A 14,226-nucleotide genomic window follows, 5' to 3' on the forward strand; every position below is an offset into this window, starting at 1 on the left:
GGTTCGACATGAAAAGGGCGCCTCAGCGGCGCCCTTTTTTTATTCGTGCGTTGAGAGGAAGCGGCTCAGCGCCACTCCCTGACGTCGACGAAGTGACCCGCGATCGCCGCAGCTGCCGCCATCGCCGGCGACACCAGATGGGTGCGGCCCTTGAAGCCCTGGCGGCCCTCGAAGTTGCGGTTCGAGGTCGAGGCGCAGCGCTCTTCCGGCGCCAGCTTGTCCGGGTTCATGGCGAGGCACATCGAGCAACCGGGCTCGCGCCATTCGAAGCCGGCCTTGATGAAGATCTTGTCCAGACCTTCAGCCTCGGCCTGCTCCTTCACGAGGCCGGAGCCCGGCACGACCATGGCGTTGACATGGCCCGAGACGGTCTTGCCTTCCGCGATCTTGGCGGCGGCGCGCAAGTCCTCGATGCGGCCATTGGTGCAGGAGCCGATGAAGATGCGATCGACCTTGATGTCGGTGATCTTCGTGCCCGCGGTCAGGCCCATATATTTCAGCGCGCGATGCTTCGACAGACGCTTGGCTTCGTCCGCGATCTTGTCCGGATCGGGCACGAAGCCGGTCACCGAGATGACGTCCTCAGGCGAGGTGCCCCAGGTCACGATCGGCGGCAGCTTGGCCGCATCGAGGCGCAGCTCGTGGTCGAAATGCGCGCCCTCGTCGGAGCGCAGCTTCTCCCAGTAGCGCATCGCCGCGTCCCACGCCGCGCCCTTCGGCGCCTTCGGACGGCCGCGCAGGAAGTCGAACGCCTTCTGGTCGGGCGCGACCAGGCCGGCGCGCGCGCCGCCTTCGATCGACATGTTGCAGACCGTCATGCGGCCTTCCATCGACAGCGCCTGGATCGCGGCGCCGGCGTATTCGAGCACGTAGCCAGTGCCGCCGGCGGTGCCGATCTCGCCGATGATCGCCAGGATGATGTCCTTGCCCGTCACGCCGTCCGGCAATTTGCCGTCGACGGTGACGCGCATGTTCTTCGCCTTCTTCTGGATCAGCGTCTGCGTCGCCAGCACGTGTTCGACCTCGGATGTGCCGATGCCGTGCGCGAGCGCGCCGAACGCGCCATGCGTCGAGGTGTGGCTGTCACCGCAGACGATGGTGGTGCCGGGCAGCGTAAAACCCTGCTCGGGGCCGATGACGTGAACGACGCCCTGGCGCTTGTCGAACTCGTTGTAATATTCGATGCCGAATTCCTTGGCGTTCTCGGCGAGCGCCTTGATCTGCTCGATGCTCTCCGGATCGGGATTCGGCTTGGTGCGGTCGGTGGTCGGCACGTTGTGGTCGACGACGGCGAGCGTCTTTTCGGGCGAGTGCACCTTGCGCCCGGTGGCGCGCAGGCCTTCGAACGCCTGCGGCGAGGTCACCTCGTGCACCAGATGGCGGTCGATATAGAGCAGGCAGGTGCCGTCGTCGGCTTCGTGCACCAGATGGTCGTTCCAGATCTTGTCGTACAATGTGGTGGGCTTGGACATGAGCTTGAGCTCCGGAATGTGTGTCAGCGAAGAGCGCGGGTGGCGCGCCGGGCAACAAAATCGTCAGCGCAGCTTTTAGGCTGCGCGCGTAAGCTCTGACGTTGCCGAAGTCGCGAAGCGTCCGAAGAACCGGCCAGGCAGCCGCGAGCGATCGTCGATGACGACGCGCTTGATGGGCTCCATGCTGGTCCGATCTGGAAACATTCTACGAATATATAGCAGGCCGAACCGGAATCGCGAGGGCTTTGACGCGCACGGCTGACGCAACAAAAAAGCGCGGGGTTTTGCCCCGCGCTTTGGAAACTCGACTGTAAGCGGAGCTTACTCGTTGACGGCCTTGGCGTGCTCGGTCTTCTCGACGATACGAGCCGACTTGCCGCGCAGCTGGCGCAGGTAATAGAGCTTGGCGCGACGCACCTTGCCGCGGCGCACCACCTTGATCGAGTCGATCATCGGCGACATCACCGGGAACACGCGCTCGACGCCCTCGCCGTAGGAGATCTTGCGGACGGTGAAGCTCTCGTTGAGGCCACCGCCGGAACGGCCGATGCAGACGCCTTCATAGGCCTGCACGCGGGTGCGGTCGCCTTCGACCACCTTCACGTTGACGATCACGGTGTCGCCGGGGCCGAACTCCGGAATCTCCTTGTTGGCGGAGAGCTTGTCGAATTGCTCTTTTTCGAGCTGTTGGATCAGGTTCATGGGTAAATCTCCATCGGCGCGCCCAGCCTTGGAAACGGGGGCTGCGCGAAATTCGTTTATCCAGCCATTGCGGATGTGGCCGCTCCTATAAGGCAGTCCGGAGCGTTTGTCACCCGTCTGTCTTGTCTTTTGGCGTTTTTTGGCGGCCGGCCCGATTCGGGGCCTTGTTCGAGATCTTGGCCGGGATCCGGGCCCACAGATCCGGCCGCCGGGCCGCCGTCAGCGCTTCGGATTGTGCCCGCCGCCAGCTGGCGACCTTGGCGTGGTCGCCGGAGGTCAGGATCTCCGGGATCGGGGTTCCCTCGAACAGCTGCGGGCGGGTGTATTGGGGGTATTCGAGCAGGCCGTCCGAAAAGCTTTCCTCGGTTCCCGAGGCTTCCTTGCCCATCACGCCCGGCAATAGCCGGACGCAGGCGTCGATCAGCGCCAAAGCCGCGATTTCGCCCCCGGAGAGCACGTAGTCGCCGATCGAGACCTCCTCCAGGCCCCGCCCGTCGATTACCCGCTGGTCGACCCCCTCGAACCGCCCGCAGACGATCAGGGGGCCTGGGCCTCGCGCGAGCTCTGTGACGCGGGCCTGGGTCAGTGGCCGACCCCGCGGGCTCATCAGGAGGCGGGGCCGCTGAGGGCCGATCTCCGCGGCATCGATCGCCGCCGCCAGAACATCCGCCCGCAGCACCATGCCCGGCCCGCCGCCTGCGGGGGTATCGTCGACGCTGCGATGGCGGTCGGTGGCCGAGGCCCGGATGTCCCGGGCCTCGATCTCCCAGAGCCCTGAGGCCAGCGCCCGGCCGGCCAGGCTCACGCCGAGCGGTCCCGGAAACATCTCCGGAAACAGCGTCAGCACCGTCGCGCGCCAGGGTGAGGGATTGGTCATTGGATCTCAGTTCTCGTCGTCCCGGACAAGCGAAGCGCAGATCCGGGACCCATAGCCACAGCAGCCAGTTTGGCGATGACTAGAGCTATCAGCTTAGCCAAAACCACGGCCTGTGGTTATGGGTCCCCGCCTTCGCGGGGACGACTCTCGGAGGGAGCTTCGCCACGATCCTCGCCCTCGATCTCCTGCGGCAGCGCGATCACGACACGGCCGCTTGCAAGATCGACCTCAGGCACCACCGCGTTGGTGAACGGCAGCAGCATCGTCGCGCCTTTCGGCGGGGCGATCTCGATGATGTCGCCGGCGCCGAAATTATGGATCGCGAGCACGCGGCCAAGCGCATCGCCATCCGTGGTGACGGCGGCGAGCCCGATCAGATCGGTGTGGTAATATTCGTCCTCGTCGGTCGCGGGCAGCTTGTCGCGCGCGACGTAGAGCTCGATGCCGTTGAGCCGTTCGGCCTCATCGCGGGACGTGACGCCCTTGAACGTCGCGACCAGATGGTCCTTGGCCTCACGCGCCGTTGCGACCTCGAACTGGCGCTTGCCGTCCTTGGACAGCAGCGGACCATAGTGCCTGACGGCAAAGGGATCTTCGGTGAAGGTCCATAGTTTGACCGCACCGCGCACACCATGCGCGGCGCCGATCCGCGCGACGCAGACCAGCGCCGACATGGTCTGACCTTAACCCTTCGCGGCGGCTTCGGCCTGCGCCTTGCGCTCCTTGCGCGGCACGGCCTTTTCCGGGTTGTTGCGCGCTTCGCGCTTCTTGACGCCGGCGGCGTCGAGGAAACGCGACACGCGGTCCGACGGCTGCGCGCCCTTGGCGAGCCAGGCCTTCACCTTGTCCATGTCGAGCTTGAGGCGGGTCTCGTTGTCCTTCGGCAGCAGCGGGTTGAAATAGCCGAGACGCTCGATGAAGCGGCCATCGCGGGGGAAGCGCGAATCGGCAACGACGACGTGATAGACGGGACGCTTCTTGGTGCCTGCGCGCGCGAGGCGGATAACGACGGACATCTTAGTTCTCCTTCAAAGTACGTTTTGTTCGGTTGATTGGTATTCCGCGTTGCACGAGACCGGTGCGATCCCGTGCGACGAATTGCTCATTTCTTCTTGCCGGGAAAACCGCCGAGCCCCGGAAGGGTCGGCTTGCCGCTGAGGCCCGTAAGCCCCGGCAAATTCGGCAGGCCCGAGCGAAGGCCGGGCGGCAGATCCTTCGGCAGGCTGGGCAGACCCTGTCCGCCGCCGCCCTGCATCTTCTCCTGCATCGCCTTCATCTCTTCGGGCGAGGGCATCTTCATGCCGCCGCCGAAGCCCATCGCCTGCGCGATGCCGGCGAGCGGGCCGCGCTTGCCCGAGCCCATGGCCTTCATCATGTCGGCCATGTTCCGGTGCATCTTGAGCAGCTTGTTGACTTGCTCGACGCTCTGGCCGCTTCCCGCGGCGATGCGCTTCTTGCGGCTGGCCTTGAGCAGGTCGGGATGACGGCGCTCGTCGCGCGTCATGGAATCGATCACCGCGACCTGGCGCTTCAAGATCTTGTCGTCGATGCCGGCGGCCGCGATCTGGTTCTTCATCTTGGCGATGCCGGGCATCATGCCCATCAGGCCGCTGATGCCGCCCATGTTCGCCATCTGCAGCAGCTGCTCGCGCATGTCGTTGAGGTCGAACTGACCCTTGCGCATGCGCTCGGCAGTGCGCGCGGCCTTTTCTGCGTCGATGTTGGCGGCCGCCCGTTCGACCAGCGACACCACGTCGCCCATGCCAAGGATGCGGCCGGCAATACGATCGGGGTGGAAATCTTCCAGCGCGTCGGTCTTTTCTCCGGTGCCGATCAGCTTGATCGGCTTGCCGGTGACCGCGCGCATCGACAGCGCGGCGCCGCCACGGCCGTCGCCGTCGACGCGTGTCAGCACGATGCCGGTGAGGCCGACGCGCTCGTCGAAGGCGCGCGCAAGGTTCACGGCGTCCTGACCGGTCAGGCTGTCGGCGACCAACAGCACTTCATGCGGGTTGGAGGCAGCTTTGATCGCTGCGGCCTCCGCCATCATGTCTTCGTCGAGCGTGGTGCGGCCGGCGGTGTCGAGCAGCACGACGTCGTAGCCGCCGAGCTTGCCGGCTTCCAGCGCGCGCTTGGCGATCTGCGCCGGCTGCTGCCCCGCGACGATCGGCAGGGTCGGAATGTCGAGATCGCGGCCGAGCACGGCCAGCTGCTCCATCGCCGCCGGGCGATAGATATCGAGCGAAGCCATCAGCACCTTGCGCTTGTCGCGCTGGACCAAGCGGCGGGCGAGCTTCGCGGTCGTGGTGGTTTTACCCGAGCCCTGCAGGCCGACCATCATGATCGGCACCGGCGGCACGGAATTGATGTCGATGGTCTGGCTTTCCGCGCCGAGCGTGTTGATCAGCTCGTCATGGACGATCTTGACCACCATCTGGCCGGGCGTGACCGACTTGACGACGGTGGCGCCGATCGCCTGTTCGCGGACCCGTTCAGTGAAGCTGCGGACCACTTCGAGCGCGACGTCGGCTTCCAGCAGCGCGCGGCGCACCTCGCGCATCGCGGCATCGACGTCCTTTTCGGTCAGCGCACCGCGCCCCGTCAGACGATCGAGAATGCCTCCAAGCCGTTCCGACAGATTGTCGAACAATGCCGTTTTTCCTTGTCCTGCTCGCGCAGGGTTGCCGCGTTCACCACTGTCATGCCCCGGCTTGACAGGGGCATCCAGTACGCCGCGGCACCTCGGTTCCAGCCGAACTGCCTCTGGGATACTGGATCGCCCGATCAAGTCGGGCGATGACCACCCTCTTGGCAAGCGATCTTCCAAACACCTTTGCGCCCGAGGGCGCACAGCGCTGTCGGGCGTTGGCCTCTGGCCTCCAGGGCCAGTGGGCGTGTCGAAAAGAAAGCCTTTCCGAGAAAGTGGCGGGGTTAAACGCCGCTCCCGCCTAAAAGTCAAGGAAAGTTAGGGTGCCGGGGCAAGTCTGAGAGGGCAAGGCATTGAAAATGCGGCCCTTCTGGCCGCGAGTTCCTTTTCCCCCGGCCCTCCCCATATAGCCGGTGATAAATTACCTCTGGATCTCCCGCATGAAAACCTATGACGGCCCTGTCTCCGACCATTTCGACGGCTCGAACTTCTTCGATCCGGACGGCGTGCCGCCGAAATCGCTTGGCGAGGTCCTGCGCTGGCAGTTCGGCGGCGGGCGGAAACGCGAGACCTGGCCCGAATGGGCCCCGAGCCCCCATGCCGATACCCCGCCGGAGCGCGTCGAGGGCGACAAGGTCCGTCTCTCCTTCGTCGGCCACGCCAGTTGGCTGATCCAGACCGGCGGCCTCAACATCCTGGTCGATCCCGTCTGGTCGGAGCGGGTGTCGCCGGTCCGCTTCGCCGGACCGAAGCGGCGCAACGATCCCGGCATCGCGTTCGATCGTTTGCCGAAGATCGACGTCGTCCTGGTCTCGCACGGCCATTACGATCACCTCGACATCACGACGCTGTCGCGGCTCGCCAGCAATTTTGCTCCGCGTGTCGTGACGCCGCTCGGCAATGATGTGACGATGCGCAGCGCCGACTCTTCGATCAAGGTGGAGGCCTTCGATTGGCACGATCGCGTCGAGCTCGGCGGCGGCATTGCCGTGCATCTGGTCGCGACCCGGCACTGGACCGCGCGTGGCATGTTCGACCGCAACAAGGCGCTGTGGGCGAGCTTCGTGCTGGAGACGCCGGCCGGAAAGATCTACGTCGTCTGCGATTCCGGCTATGGCGAAGGCACGCATTTTCGCCGCGTCGCGGAGAAGCACGGGCCGTTACGCCTGGCGATCCTCCCGATCGGCGCCTACGAGCCGCGCTGGTTCATGCGCGACCAGCACATGAACCCGCAAGATGCGGTGAAGGCGCTGGCCGATTGCGGCGCGCAACAAGCGCTCGGGCATCATCACGGCACGTTCCAGCTGACGGACGAGGCGATCGAAGCGCCGGCGAAGGCGCTGGTGGAGGCGCTCGATGCCGCGAAGATTCCGCAGGAGCGGTTCGTGGCGATGAAGCCGGGGCAGGTGGTGGAGATTTAGCTCTCTGCACCCACCGCTCGTGCCCCGGACGCAGCGCGGCACGTTAGTGCTGCGCTGCCGAGCCGGGGCCCATGTCGCCGTATTGTACCGTGTAGCTTTCTAGGTCCCGGTTCTGCGCAGCAGCGCTTCACGCTGCAGCGCGTCGGGGACACGAGACTTATTGCTCTTTCGATTTGATCGCCCAGCGCACAAGCACACTGACGGACAGCGTCTCCTCGCCGGGTGAAATGGAGACGGGGGCTGCGGCCATTGGTGCGGTGGCCATCCGCGGTTTTAGCAGCATACCTACTTGGCCCCCTTCTGTGACACTGAGCGGCGCGCCCAGCGTCACACCGGTCGCCTTGGCGTAAATCTCCGCCTTGCGCCGCGCGTCCGCCACTGCCTGCTCGCGGGCATCGTCGAGCAGCTTTGACGCCTGCGTCACCTCGAAGGAGATGTTGCCGATGTCATTGGCGCCGGCGCCAACCAGCGTGTCGATGATGCCGGCCACCTTGGTCATGTCGCGGATTTTCACGGTGACGCGGTTGCTCGCGCGGAAGCCGATCACGGGGGAGGCGCCGGTGGATTTGTTCTGGCCGTATTGCGGCTGCAGCGACAGGCGCGAGGTCTGGTAATCCTTCTCGGCGATCCCGGCGCCCTTCAGCGCCAGCAGCACCTTGCCCATCGCGGCGTTGTTGGCGTCGGACGCTTCCTTCGCCGTCCTGGCGTCATTGGCGACGCCGGCGTCGATCTGCGCGAGGTCGGGCGCCACGGAAACGGTGGCTTCGCCGCTGACCGAGATCGCGGCCGGAAAATCATCGGCGCGCGCCGGCGTCGCCAGCAGCGTGGCGGCGAAGGCGGCGGCGAGCATGGCGGGCTTCCTCATGTCTCTCTCACTTCAATGGCACGAAGACGTTGATCACGAGCTTGTCCTCGGCCGTCTTCAGGGGATCGGTGAGGTACTCCTCGACGAAGGTGTCCTTGGCTTCCAGTCTCTTGTCGTCGAGGTGATTGGTGATCGCCTCATAGGTGTTGTCCATGTTGTCGTAGGAACCGCGATGGACGAATTTCAGTGCCTTGCCCTCCGGCGATTTGCCGATGCTCATGTCCTTGGGCAGCTTCTGCGGATCCTGATCGACCGGAATTTCGGCGAGGAAGGTGAAGCCGGTATCGTCGGTCGAGGTGTAGACGATCATCGAATTGCCGGCGTGCTTGATGCCCTGCTTGTCCAGCAGCGTGTTCAGCGCCTTGAAGGCGTCGACCAGCGTGTCGAAGGCCGAATCCCAATTGGCGGTGCCCTTGACCATCACGACCTTTCTGGGCTCGAGCGTGGTCTCCTGGCCGAAGGGATCGGCGGTCTGCACCGGGGCGGGGGTGGCGGCCACGGCGGGCGGCGGGGCCGTCGGGCTGGGTGAGGCGCTTGCTGCGGGCGATGGCGACGCCGCCGGCGACGGGGTCGCCGTGGGGGCGGGCGAAGCGCTTGCGGCCGGGGCGGGCGATGCCGACGTAGGGTCTGTCGGAGAGGGGCTGGCCGAGGCTGCGGGCGCCGGGCTCTGCGCCAGAACCCCTGATAGCCCAAACGACAAGGCCGCTGCCGGGATCAGCGCGGCCAGAGCGAGACGACGAAAAGCATTCATTTTATTCTCCCCAGACCTTGCCCACCAAGGCCCTAACCCGGCCGCGCATCCCGGCTCGCGCGAACCGCGCCGTTCTAACACGCGAGCGCCGAATTCGTCCCATGACAGATGCGTCATGGCCTTTCATCTTGGCAGCGAGCGCCAAATCACTGGCCAAGAGGCCTAAGGATCGCCATATAAGGCGGGCGAAATTCAGGAATTTTCATGAGCGCGCTGGCCAATCACGCATTTGCCAAGATGAACGGCATCGGCAACGAGATCGTCGTTGTCGACATGCGCGATTCCGCCTCATTGGTGACGCCGGACGACGCCCGCGCGGTGGCATCCGCGCAAGGCGGCGTGCCTTACGACCAGCTCATGGTGCTGCAGAAGCCACGGCTGGACGGCACCGAAGCCTTCATCCGCATCTACAACAATGACGGCTCCGAGGCCGGCGCCTGCGGCAACGGCATGCGCTGTGTCGTGCGCCGCATCTTCGAGAAGACCGGCCAGGCCACGGCCACGTTCGAGACGGCGGCGGGCCTGCTCAATGCCTGGCAGGGTCCGGCGCCGGATCTCTACACCGTCGACATGGGCGTGCCGAAGTTCGGCTGGCAGGACATTCCGCTGGCGGAAGAGTTTCGCGACACCCGCTACATCGAATTGCAGATCGGGCCGATCGACAATCCGATCCTGCACTCGCCTTCGGTGGTGAGCATGGGCAATCCGCATGCGATCTTCTGGGTCGAGGACGTCAACGCCTACGATCTTGAGCGCTTCGGTCCGCTGCTGGAGAACCATCCGATCTTCCCGGAGCGTGCCAACATCACGCTCGCCCATATCGTCGATCGCGAGCACATCACGATGCGCACCTGGGAACGCGGCGCCGGGCTCACCAGGGCCTGCGGTTCGGCGGCCTGCGCCACTGCGGTTGCTGCGGCGCGGCTGAAGCGCACCGAGCGCAAGGTCGAGATGACGCTTCCCGGCGGCAAGCTCGGGATCGAATGGCGCGAGCGCGATGACCACGTGCTGATGACGGGCACCGCGACCTTCGAATACGAAGGCAAGTTCGATCCGGCGCTGTTCGCGCCGGTCGGCTGATGCCCGTCGACATCGTCACCTTCGGCTGCCGCCTCAACGCTTTCGAGGCCGAGGTGATCCGCCGCGAGGCCGAAGGCGCGGGGCTCGACGACACCATCGTCATCAACAGCTGCGCCGTCACCAACGAGGCGGTGGCGCAGGCGCGCCAGTCGATCCGCAAATTGAAGCGCGAACGGCCCGGTGCGCGCATCGTCGTCACCGGCTGCGCGGCGCAGACGCAGAGCGGCATGTTCGCCGAGATGGCCGAGGTCGATCGCGTCGTCGGCAATGACGACAAGATGCGTGGCAGCGCATGGCGGCAGGCGCGCGATGCCTTCGATCTCGGCGCCGGCGAGAAGGTTGCCGTCAGCGACATCATGGCTGTCAGGGAGATGGCGCCGCATCTGATCGATGGCTTTGCCAGCGGCCTGCCGCGGGTGTTCGTGCAGGTGCAGAACGGCTGCGACCATCGCTGCACCTTCTGCATCATTCCCTATGGCCGCGGCAATTCACGCTCGGTGCCGATGGGTGCGGTGGTCGAGCAGGTGCGGGCGCTGGCCGAACGCGGCCATGCCGAGATCGTGCTGACCGGCGTCGACCTCACCAGCTATGGCGCCGACCTGCCGGGCGCGCCGAAACTCGGCATGCTGACGAAGCAGATTCTGCGGCATGTGCCGGAGCTGAAGCGCCTGCGCATCTCCTCGATCGATTCGATCGAGGCCGATGCCGATCTGTTAGAGGCCATCGCCGACGATGTGCGCCTGATGCCGCATCTGCATCTGTCGCTGCAAGCCGGCGACGACATGATCCTGAAGCGCATGAAGCGGCGGCATTCGCGGCAGGACGCGATCGCGTTCTGCGACCAGGTGCGCCGCCTGCGCCCGGACATCGCCTTCGGCGCCGACATCATCGCGGGCTTCCCGACCGAGACCGAGGAAATGTTCTCGCGCTCGCTCGATCTGGTCGAGGAATGCGGTCTGACATTCCTGCACGTCTTCCCCTATTCGCCCCGCCCCGGCACGCCCGCCGCGCGGATGCCGCAAGTCGCGGGGCCCGCGATCAAGGAACGCGCGAAGCGGCTGCGTGCGGCTGGTGAAACCGCCTTGCGGCAGCGACTGCAGGCTGAGATCGGTGCGACACGCGATGTGCTGATCGAGAGCGACAGTCAGGGACGCACCGAGCACTATCTGCCGGTGGCGATTGCGGGCGAGCGGGTAGGAAGTGTGGTGCCGTTGACGATTGCCGGCAGCGATGGCGAGCGGCTGATCACATAGTCAGTGTCGTCGCCCGGCTTGACCGGGCGATCCAGTACGCCGCGGCCTCTCCGCATCCCAGCAATGTCTCTGGAATACTGGATCCCCGCTTCCGCGGGGATGACACCGTTGGTTTGGTGAAGGGCGAACCCTACGACGCCCGGACCTGCCAGAACCGCAGCGTCCGCCGCGCATTCTCCGGCGTCATGCGGGCGTAATTGCCTTGCGCCCGCGCAATATCAGCCGGCTTCATCGCGCCTGTGGCAAAACGGCTTTCGAGCACGGCTGCGGTCGTTTCCCAGCTGAGCTGCGCCGCCTTGCACGGCACCAGCAGGCCGTCTTCGCGCAGGCTCTGCATCAGCGGACGAATCACCTCGACGGTCGATCCGGACAGCGCGGCCAGCGCTGCCACGGCTTCTTCGTAGCGCCGCTGTCTGGCGAAGCCGAACAATGTGCTCTCGGTGAGCTGGCCATTGGCCTTGAGATTCGCGATAGCGCGCTTGGCGCCTTCGAAATCGCGGACGCCCGACATTTCGCGCTCGACGCCGACGGTGACGGCGGCGATCGCGCTCTGGATCTCCTCGAACAGATGCGGCGGCGCGCGCGACAGCAGGCGGGTGCGGACCGCGTCCGTCGCCGAGCGCAGCAACTGGCGGCGCAGCTCCGACGGCAGATCGACGCGGACGCCGACGCTGACGGCGAGCTCCGGATCGCTTTCGGCCTGGCCGACGATGACGGCGAAGCCCTTTGAAGAGACGCGCGCACCTGGATTGGCGGCGAGGCGCCGGCTGACGCTGGGATAGCGGCGCGCCAGCAGCGCGTCGGTGACGATCTCCTTCAGCCACCAGCGCCCGGCGACCGCGAGCAGATGCGGCTCGCCCTTGGATGCTGCGATCTTGACCAGCTCGCCATCGTCGAGGCGCGCGGATTCCTGCAGCACGGGGCCGGCGATGCGAATCTCGTCATTGTTGGCGAGGCGGCGGATCACGGACGGGGGTGCCTGGGCGATCGGCGCAAGCTGCGTGCTGATCTCGGCGAGCGCAATGCGCGCGCCCATGTCGGCGATGGCACGCAGCTCGATCGTGCCGATCAGGCGCTCGAGCACGTCGTCGAACAGCGCGATCTGCTCGTCGTCAAAACTGCCGGCGGAGGACAGGAACAGGTCGGTGACGCGCCGGGCCGTTTCCAGGCCCTTTTCCGCCGAGCCAAGCCGAATCGCGGATTCGACTTCGGCGATGATCGATAACTCGGCCGTGGACATGACGCGTTGCTCGTCCTGAGCGGATTGACGGAAGCTTGTTCTAAGCAACCGTTATCATTAGAGACGAGCCCTGAACGTTTCGTAAACCAAGGCTACCGTCGAATACGGACGCGGTTACTCCCCGTTCCAGCCGCAGGCCCTGAGCTTTTCGTGCATGTGCGGCGGAGCCGGCGCGACGACACGGACCGGCTCCTTGTTTCGCGAGATCGGCACCACGATCTCGCGGGAATGCAGGTGCAGCTTCGGCTCGCCGAAGCGGGGGCCGTTGCCGTAAATATTATCGCCGAAGATCGACCAGCCCGTGGCGGAGGAATGCACCCGCAATTGGTGGGTTCGGCCGGTCACCGGCTCCATGGCGAGCCAGGTGAAACCGTCGCCCCGGCCCATCACTTTCCAGTTGGTGATCGCCTTCTGCCCTTCCGGGTCCGGCTTCTGCCACCAGCCGCGTTCGGCGTTGAGCCGGCCGAGCGGCATGTCGATGGTGCCTTCATCTTCGGCGGGGCCGCCCTCGACCACGGTCCAGTAGGTCTTGCCGATCTTGCCGTGCTTGAACAGCAGGCCGAGCGAGGCGGTGGCCTTGCGATGGCGGCCGAGCACGAGGCAACCGGAGGTGTCCTTGTCCAGCCGGTGGGCCAGCACCGGCGGCCGGGGCAGGCCGAAACACAGCGCGCCGAAGGATGCTTCCAGATTGGCGCCACCCTTGGGGCCGCGATGCACCGGCAGGCCGGACGGCTTGTCGATGACCAGCATCAGCCCGTCGCGATGGAGCACGCGCGCCAAAATCTCCTCAGAGGTCAATTCGGGAACATCGAGCAATTGCAAGACTTTCGTTATCGGCGAGACTTTCGGTCAAGACTTTCGTTTGGGGGCGGGAACGGCTAACACACCGCCATCATGAACGATACCACGTCAGATCCCCCGAAACTGAGCTGGTGGCGCCGCCTGTCCGACGGGCTGAAGCGCACCTCGTCCTCACTCGGGACCGCGGTCGCCGACCTCGTCACCAAGCGCAAGCTCGACCGCGCGATGCTCGACGACATCGAGGACGTGCTGCTGCGCGCCGACCTCGGCACCTCGGTTGCGGTGCGGATCGCGGACGCCGTCGGCACCGGGCGTTATGACAAGGCGATCTCGGCGGACGAGGTGAAGGACGTCGTCGCCACCGAGGTCGAGAAAGTGCTGACGGCGGTGGCCAAGCCTCTGGTGATCGACACCGCCAGGAAGCCGTTCGTGATCCTCGTGGTCGGCGTCAACGGCTCCGGCAAGACCACGACCATCGGCAAACTCTCGCAGAAATTTGCCTCCGAAGGCCGCAAGGTGATGCTCGCCGCCGGCGACACGTTTCGCGCCGCCGCCATCGAGCAGCTCAAGGTCTGGGGCGAGCGCACAAGGACGCCGGTCATATCAGGCGCGCAGGGCTCGGATTCGGCGAGCCTTGCCTTCAACGCGCTGACGGCGGCGAAGGAGCAGAAAGTCGACGTGCTCCTGATCGACACCGCCGGGCGCCTGCAGAACAAGGCCGAGCTGATGAACGAGCTCGAAAAGGTCGTGCGCGTGATCCGCAAGGTGGACGACACTGCGCCGCATGCGGTGCTGCTGGTGCTGGACGCCACGGTCGGCCAGAATGCGCTGTCGCAGGTCGAAGCTTTCCATCGCACCGCCGGGGTCACCGGCCTCGTGATGACCAAGCTCGACGGCACCGCCCGCGGCGGCATCCTGGTGGCGCTCGCGGAGAAATTCAAACTGCCGGTGCATTTCATCGGCGTCGGCGAAGGCGTCGACGATCTCGCGCCGTTCACCGCGCGCGATTTCGCCCGTGCCATCGCCGGCATCGAGTCATAGGTCTCTCGTCATGCCCCGCCTAGTGCGCAATTGCGCACGGGGGGCGGGGCATCCAGTACGCCGCGGATCCTCGGTT

General features: G+C 65.6%; 14 protein-coding genes. 4 read left to right on the top strand and 10 right to left on the bottom strand.

The features are described from left to right. Window positions 1–65 precede the first annotated feature (65 nt). The 6 genes from leuC to ffh form a co-directional block, all read right to left on the bottom strand. The gene (leuC, locus tag F8237_RS16155; RefSeq protein WP_151646132.1) at window positions 66–1,472 is read right to left on the bottom strand and encodes a 3-isopropylmalate dehydratase large subunit; all 1,407 of its coding nucleotides are present in this window, start codon (window positions 1,470–1,472) and stop codon (window positions 66–68) included. Between the two features lie 321 nt (window positions 1,473–1,793). Then, a complete protein-coding gene (gene rplS / locus F8237_RS16160; protein WP_151646134.1) occupies window positions 1,794–2,174 on the bottom strand; it encodes a 50S ribosomal protein L19 in 381 nt (126 codons plus the stop codon). A gap of 109 nt (window positions 2,175–2,283) precedes the next feature. After that, the gene (trmD, locus tag F8237_RS16165; protein WP_151646136.1) at window positions 2,284–3,051 is read right to left on the bottom strand and encodes a tRNA (guanosine(37)-N1)-methyltransferase TrmD; all 768 of its coding nucleotides are present in this window, start codon (window positions 3,049–3,051) and stop codon (window positions 2,284–2,286) included. A 116-nt stretch (window positions 3,052–3,167) separates the two neighbouring features. After that, window positions 3,168–3,725, bottom strand: coding sequence for a ribosome maturation factor RimM (rimM, locus tag F8237_RS16170; RefSeq protein WP_151646138.1), 558 nt, complete (start codon window positions 3,723–3,725; stop codon window positions 3,168–3,170). Between the two features lie 9 nt (window positions 3,726–3,734). Beyond that, window positions 3,735–4,067: a 30S ribosomal protein S16 gene (gene rpsP / locus F8237_RS16175; RefSeq protein WP_014438992.1), complete on the bottom strand. Its 333-nt coding sequence runs from the start codon at window positions 4,065–4,067 to the stop codon at window positions 3,735–3,737. Window positions 4,068–4,153: 86 nt separating this feature from the next. Next, window positions 4,154–5,701, bottom strand: coding sequence for a signal recognition particle protein (gene ffh / locus F8237_RS16180; protein WP_151646140.1), 1,548 nt, complete (start codon window positions 5,699–5,701; stop codon window positions 4,154–4,156). A 437-nt stretch (window positions 5,702–6,138) separates the two neighbouring features. On the opposite strand from ffh, the gene F8237_RS16185 reads away from it, so the two are divergent. Continuing rightward, a complete protein-coding gene (locus tag F8237_RS16185; protein WP_162006073.1) occupies window positions 6,139–7,119 on the top strand; it encodes an MBL fold metallo-hydrolase in 981 nt (326 codons plus the stop codon). Between the two features lie 157 nt (window positions 7,120–7,276). Here the strand turns inward: F8237_RS16185 and F8237_RS16190 are convergent, their stop codons facing one another. Together F8237_RS16190 and F8237_RS16195 are read right to left on the bottom strand one after the other, a co-directional pair. Beyond that, entirely contained in the window at window positions 7,277–7,984 is a 708-nt protein-coding gene (locus F8237_RS16190; protein ID WP_151646142.1) for an SIMPL domain-containing protein, read from the bottom strand. 7 nt (window positions 7,985–7,991) lie between these two features. Next, window positions 7,992–8,735, bottom strand: a complete 744-nt coding sequence (locus F8237_RS16195) for a GyrI-like domain-containing protein (RefSeq protein ID WP_151646144.1) — start codon at window positions 8,733–8,735, stop codon at window positions 7,992–7,994. Between the two features lie 204 nt (window positions 8,736–8,939). On the opposite strand from F8237_RS16195, the gene dapF reads away from it, so the two are divergent. Continuing rightward, entirely contained in the window at window positions 8,940–9,815 is an 876-nt protein-coding gene (gene dapF, locus F8237_RS16200; protein WP_151646146.1) for a diaminopimelate epimerase, read from the top strand. Continuing rightward, window positions 9,815–11,068 carry a tRNA (N(6)-L-threonylcarbamoyladenosine(37)-C(2))-methylthiotransferase MtaB gene (gene mtaB, locus F8237_RS16205; RefSeq protein WP_151646148.1) on the top strand — a complete coding sequence of 418 codons (1,254 nt, stop codon included), beginning with the start codon at window positions 9,815–9,817 and terminating at the stop codon, window positions 11,066–11,068. Before dapF ends, mtaB begins: the two co-directional genes overlap by 1 nt. Before the next feature lie 130 nt (window positions 11,069–11,198). Here mtaB and F8237_RS16210 read toward each other — a convergent pair whose 3' ends face one another. Both F8237_RS16210 and F8237_RS16215 read right to left on the bottom strand, forming a co-directional pair. Continuing rightward, the gene (locus tag F8237_RS16210; RefSeq protein ID WP_151646150.1) at window positions 11,199–12,308 is read right to left on the bottom strand and encodes a DUF2336 domain-containing protein; all 1,110 of its coding nucleotides are present in this window, start codon (window positions 12,306–12,308) and stop codon (window positions 11,199–11,201) included. A gap of 114 nt (window positions 12,309–12,422) precedes the next feature. After that, on the bottom strand, window positions 12,423–13,124 hold the full coding sequence (locus F8237_RS16215) for an RluA family pseudouridine synthase (RefSeq protein ID WP_162006381.1): 702 nt from the start codon (window positions 13,122–13,124) through the stop codon (window positions 12,423–12,425). Window positions 13,125–13,202: 78 nt separating this feature from the next. On the opposite strand from F8237_RS16215, the gene ftsY reads away from it, so the two are divergent. Beyond that, on the top strand, window positions 13,203–14,150 hold the full coding sequence (gene ftsY / locus F8237_RS16220) for a signal recognition particle-docking protein FtsY (protein WP_151646154.1): 948 nt from the start codon (window positions 13,203–13,205) through the stop codon (window positions 14,148–14,150). The last annotated feature ends 76 nt before the right edge of the window (window positions 14,151–14,226 follow it).

The organism is Bradyrhizobium betae, from assembly GCF_008932115.1.
GTDB lineage: Bacteria > Pseudomonadota > Alphaproteobacteria > Rhizobiales > Xanthobacteraceae > Bradyrhizobium > Bradyrhizobium betae.

Excerpts from the sequence above, each read along its gene's own strand:
- rpsP (WP_014438992.1), bottom strand. The coding sequence starts at position 4,067 with ATGTCCGTCGTTATCCGCCTCGCGCGCGCAGGCACCAAGAAGCGTCCC.
- trmD (WP_151646136.1), bottom strand. The coding sequence starts at position 3,051 with ATGACCAATCCCTCACCCTGGCGCGCGACGGTGCTGACGCTGTTTCCG.
- F8237_RS16185 (WP_162006073.1), top strand. The coding sequence starts at position 6,139 with ATGAAAACCTATGACGGCCCTGTCTCCGACCATTTCGACGGCTCGAAC.
- rplS (WP_151646134.1), bottom strand. The coding sequence starts at position 2,174 with ATGAACCTGATCCAACAGCTCGAAAAAGAGCAATTCGACAAGCTCTCC.
- rimM (WP_151646138.1), bottom strand. The coding sequence starts at position 3,725 with ATGTCGGCGCTGGTCTGCGTCGCGCGGATCGGCGCCGCGCATGGTGTG.
- mtaB (WP_151646148.1), top strand. The coding sequence starts at position 9,815 with ATGCCCGTCGACATCGTCACCTTCGGCTGCCGCCTCAACGCTTTCGAG.
- dapF (WP_151646146.1), top strand. The coding sequence starts at position 8,940 with ATGAGCGCGCTGGCCAATCACGCATTTGCCAAGATGAACGGCATCGGC.
- F8237_RS16190 (WP_151646142.1), bottom strand. The coding sequence starts at position 7,984 with ATGAGGAAGCCCGCCATGCTCGCCGCCGCCTTCGCCGCCACGCTGCTG.
- leuC (WP_151646132.1), bottom strand. The coding sequence starts at position 1,472 with ATGTCCAAGCCCACCACATTGTACGACAAGATCTGGAACGACCATCTG.
- ftsY (WP_151646154.1), top strand. The coding sequence starts at position 13,203 with ATGAACGATACCACGTCAGATCCCCCGAAACTGAGCTGGTGGCGCCGC.
- F8237_RS16195 (WP_151646144.1), bottom strand. The coding sequence starts at position 8,735 with ATGAATGCTTTTCGTCGTCTCGCTCTGGCCGCGCTGATCCCGGCAGCG.
- F8237_RS16210 (WP_151646150.1), bottom strand. The coding sequence starts at position 12,308 with ATGTCCACGGCCGAGTTATCGATCATCGCCGAAGTCGAATCCGCGATT.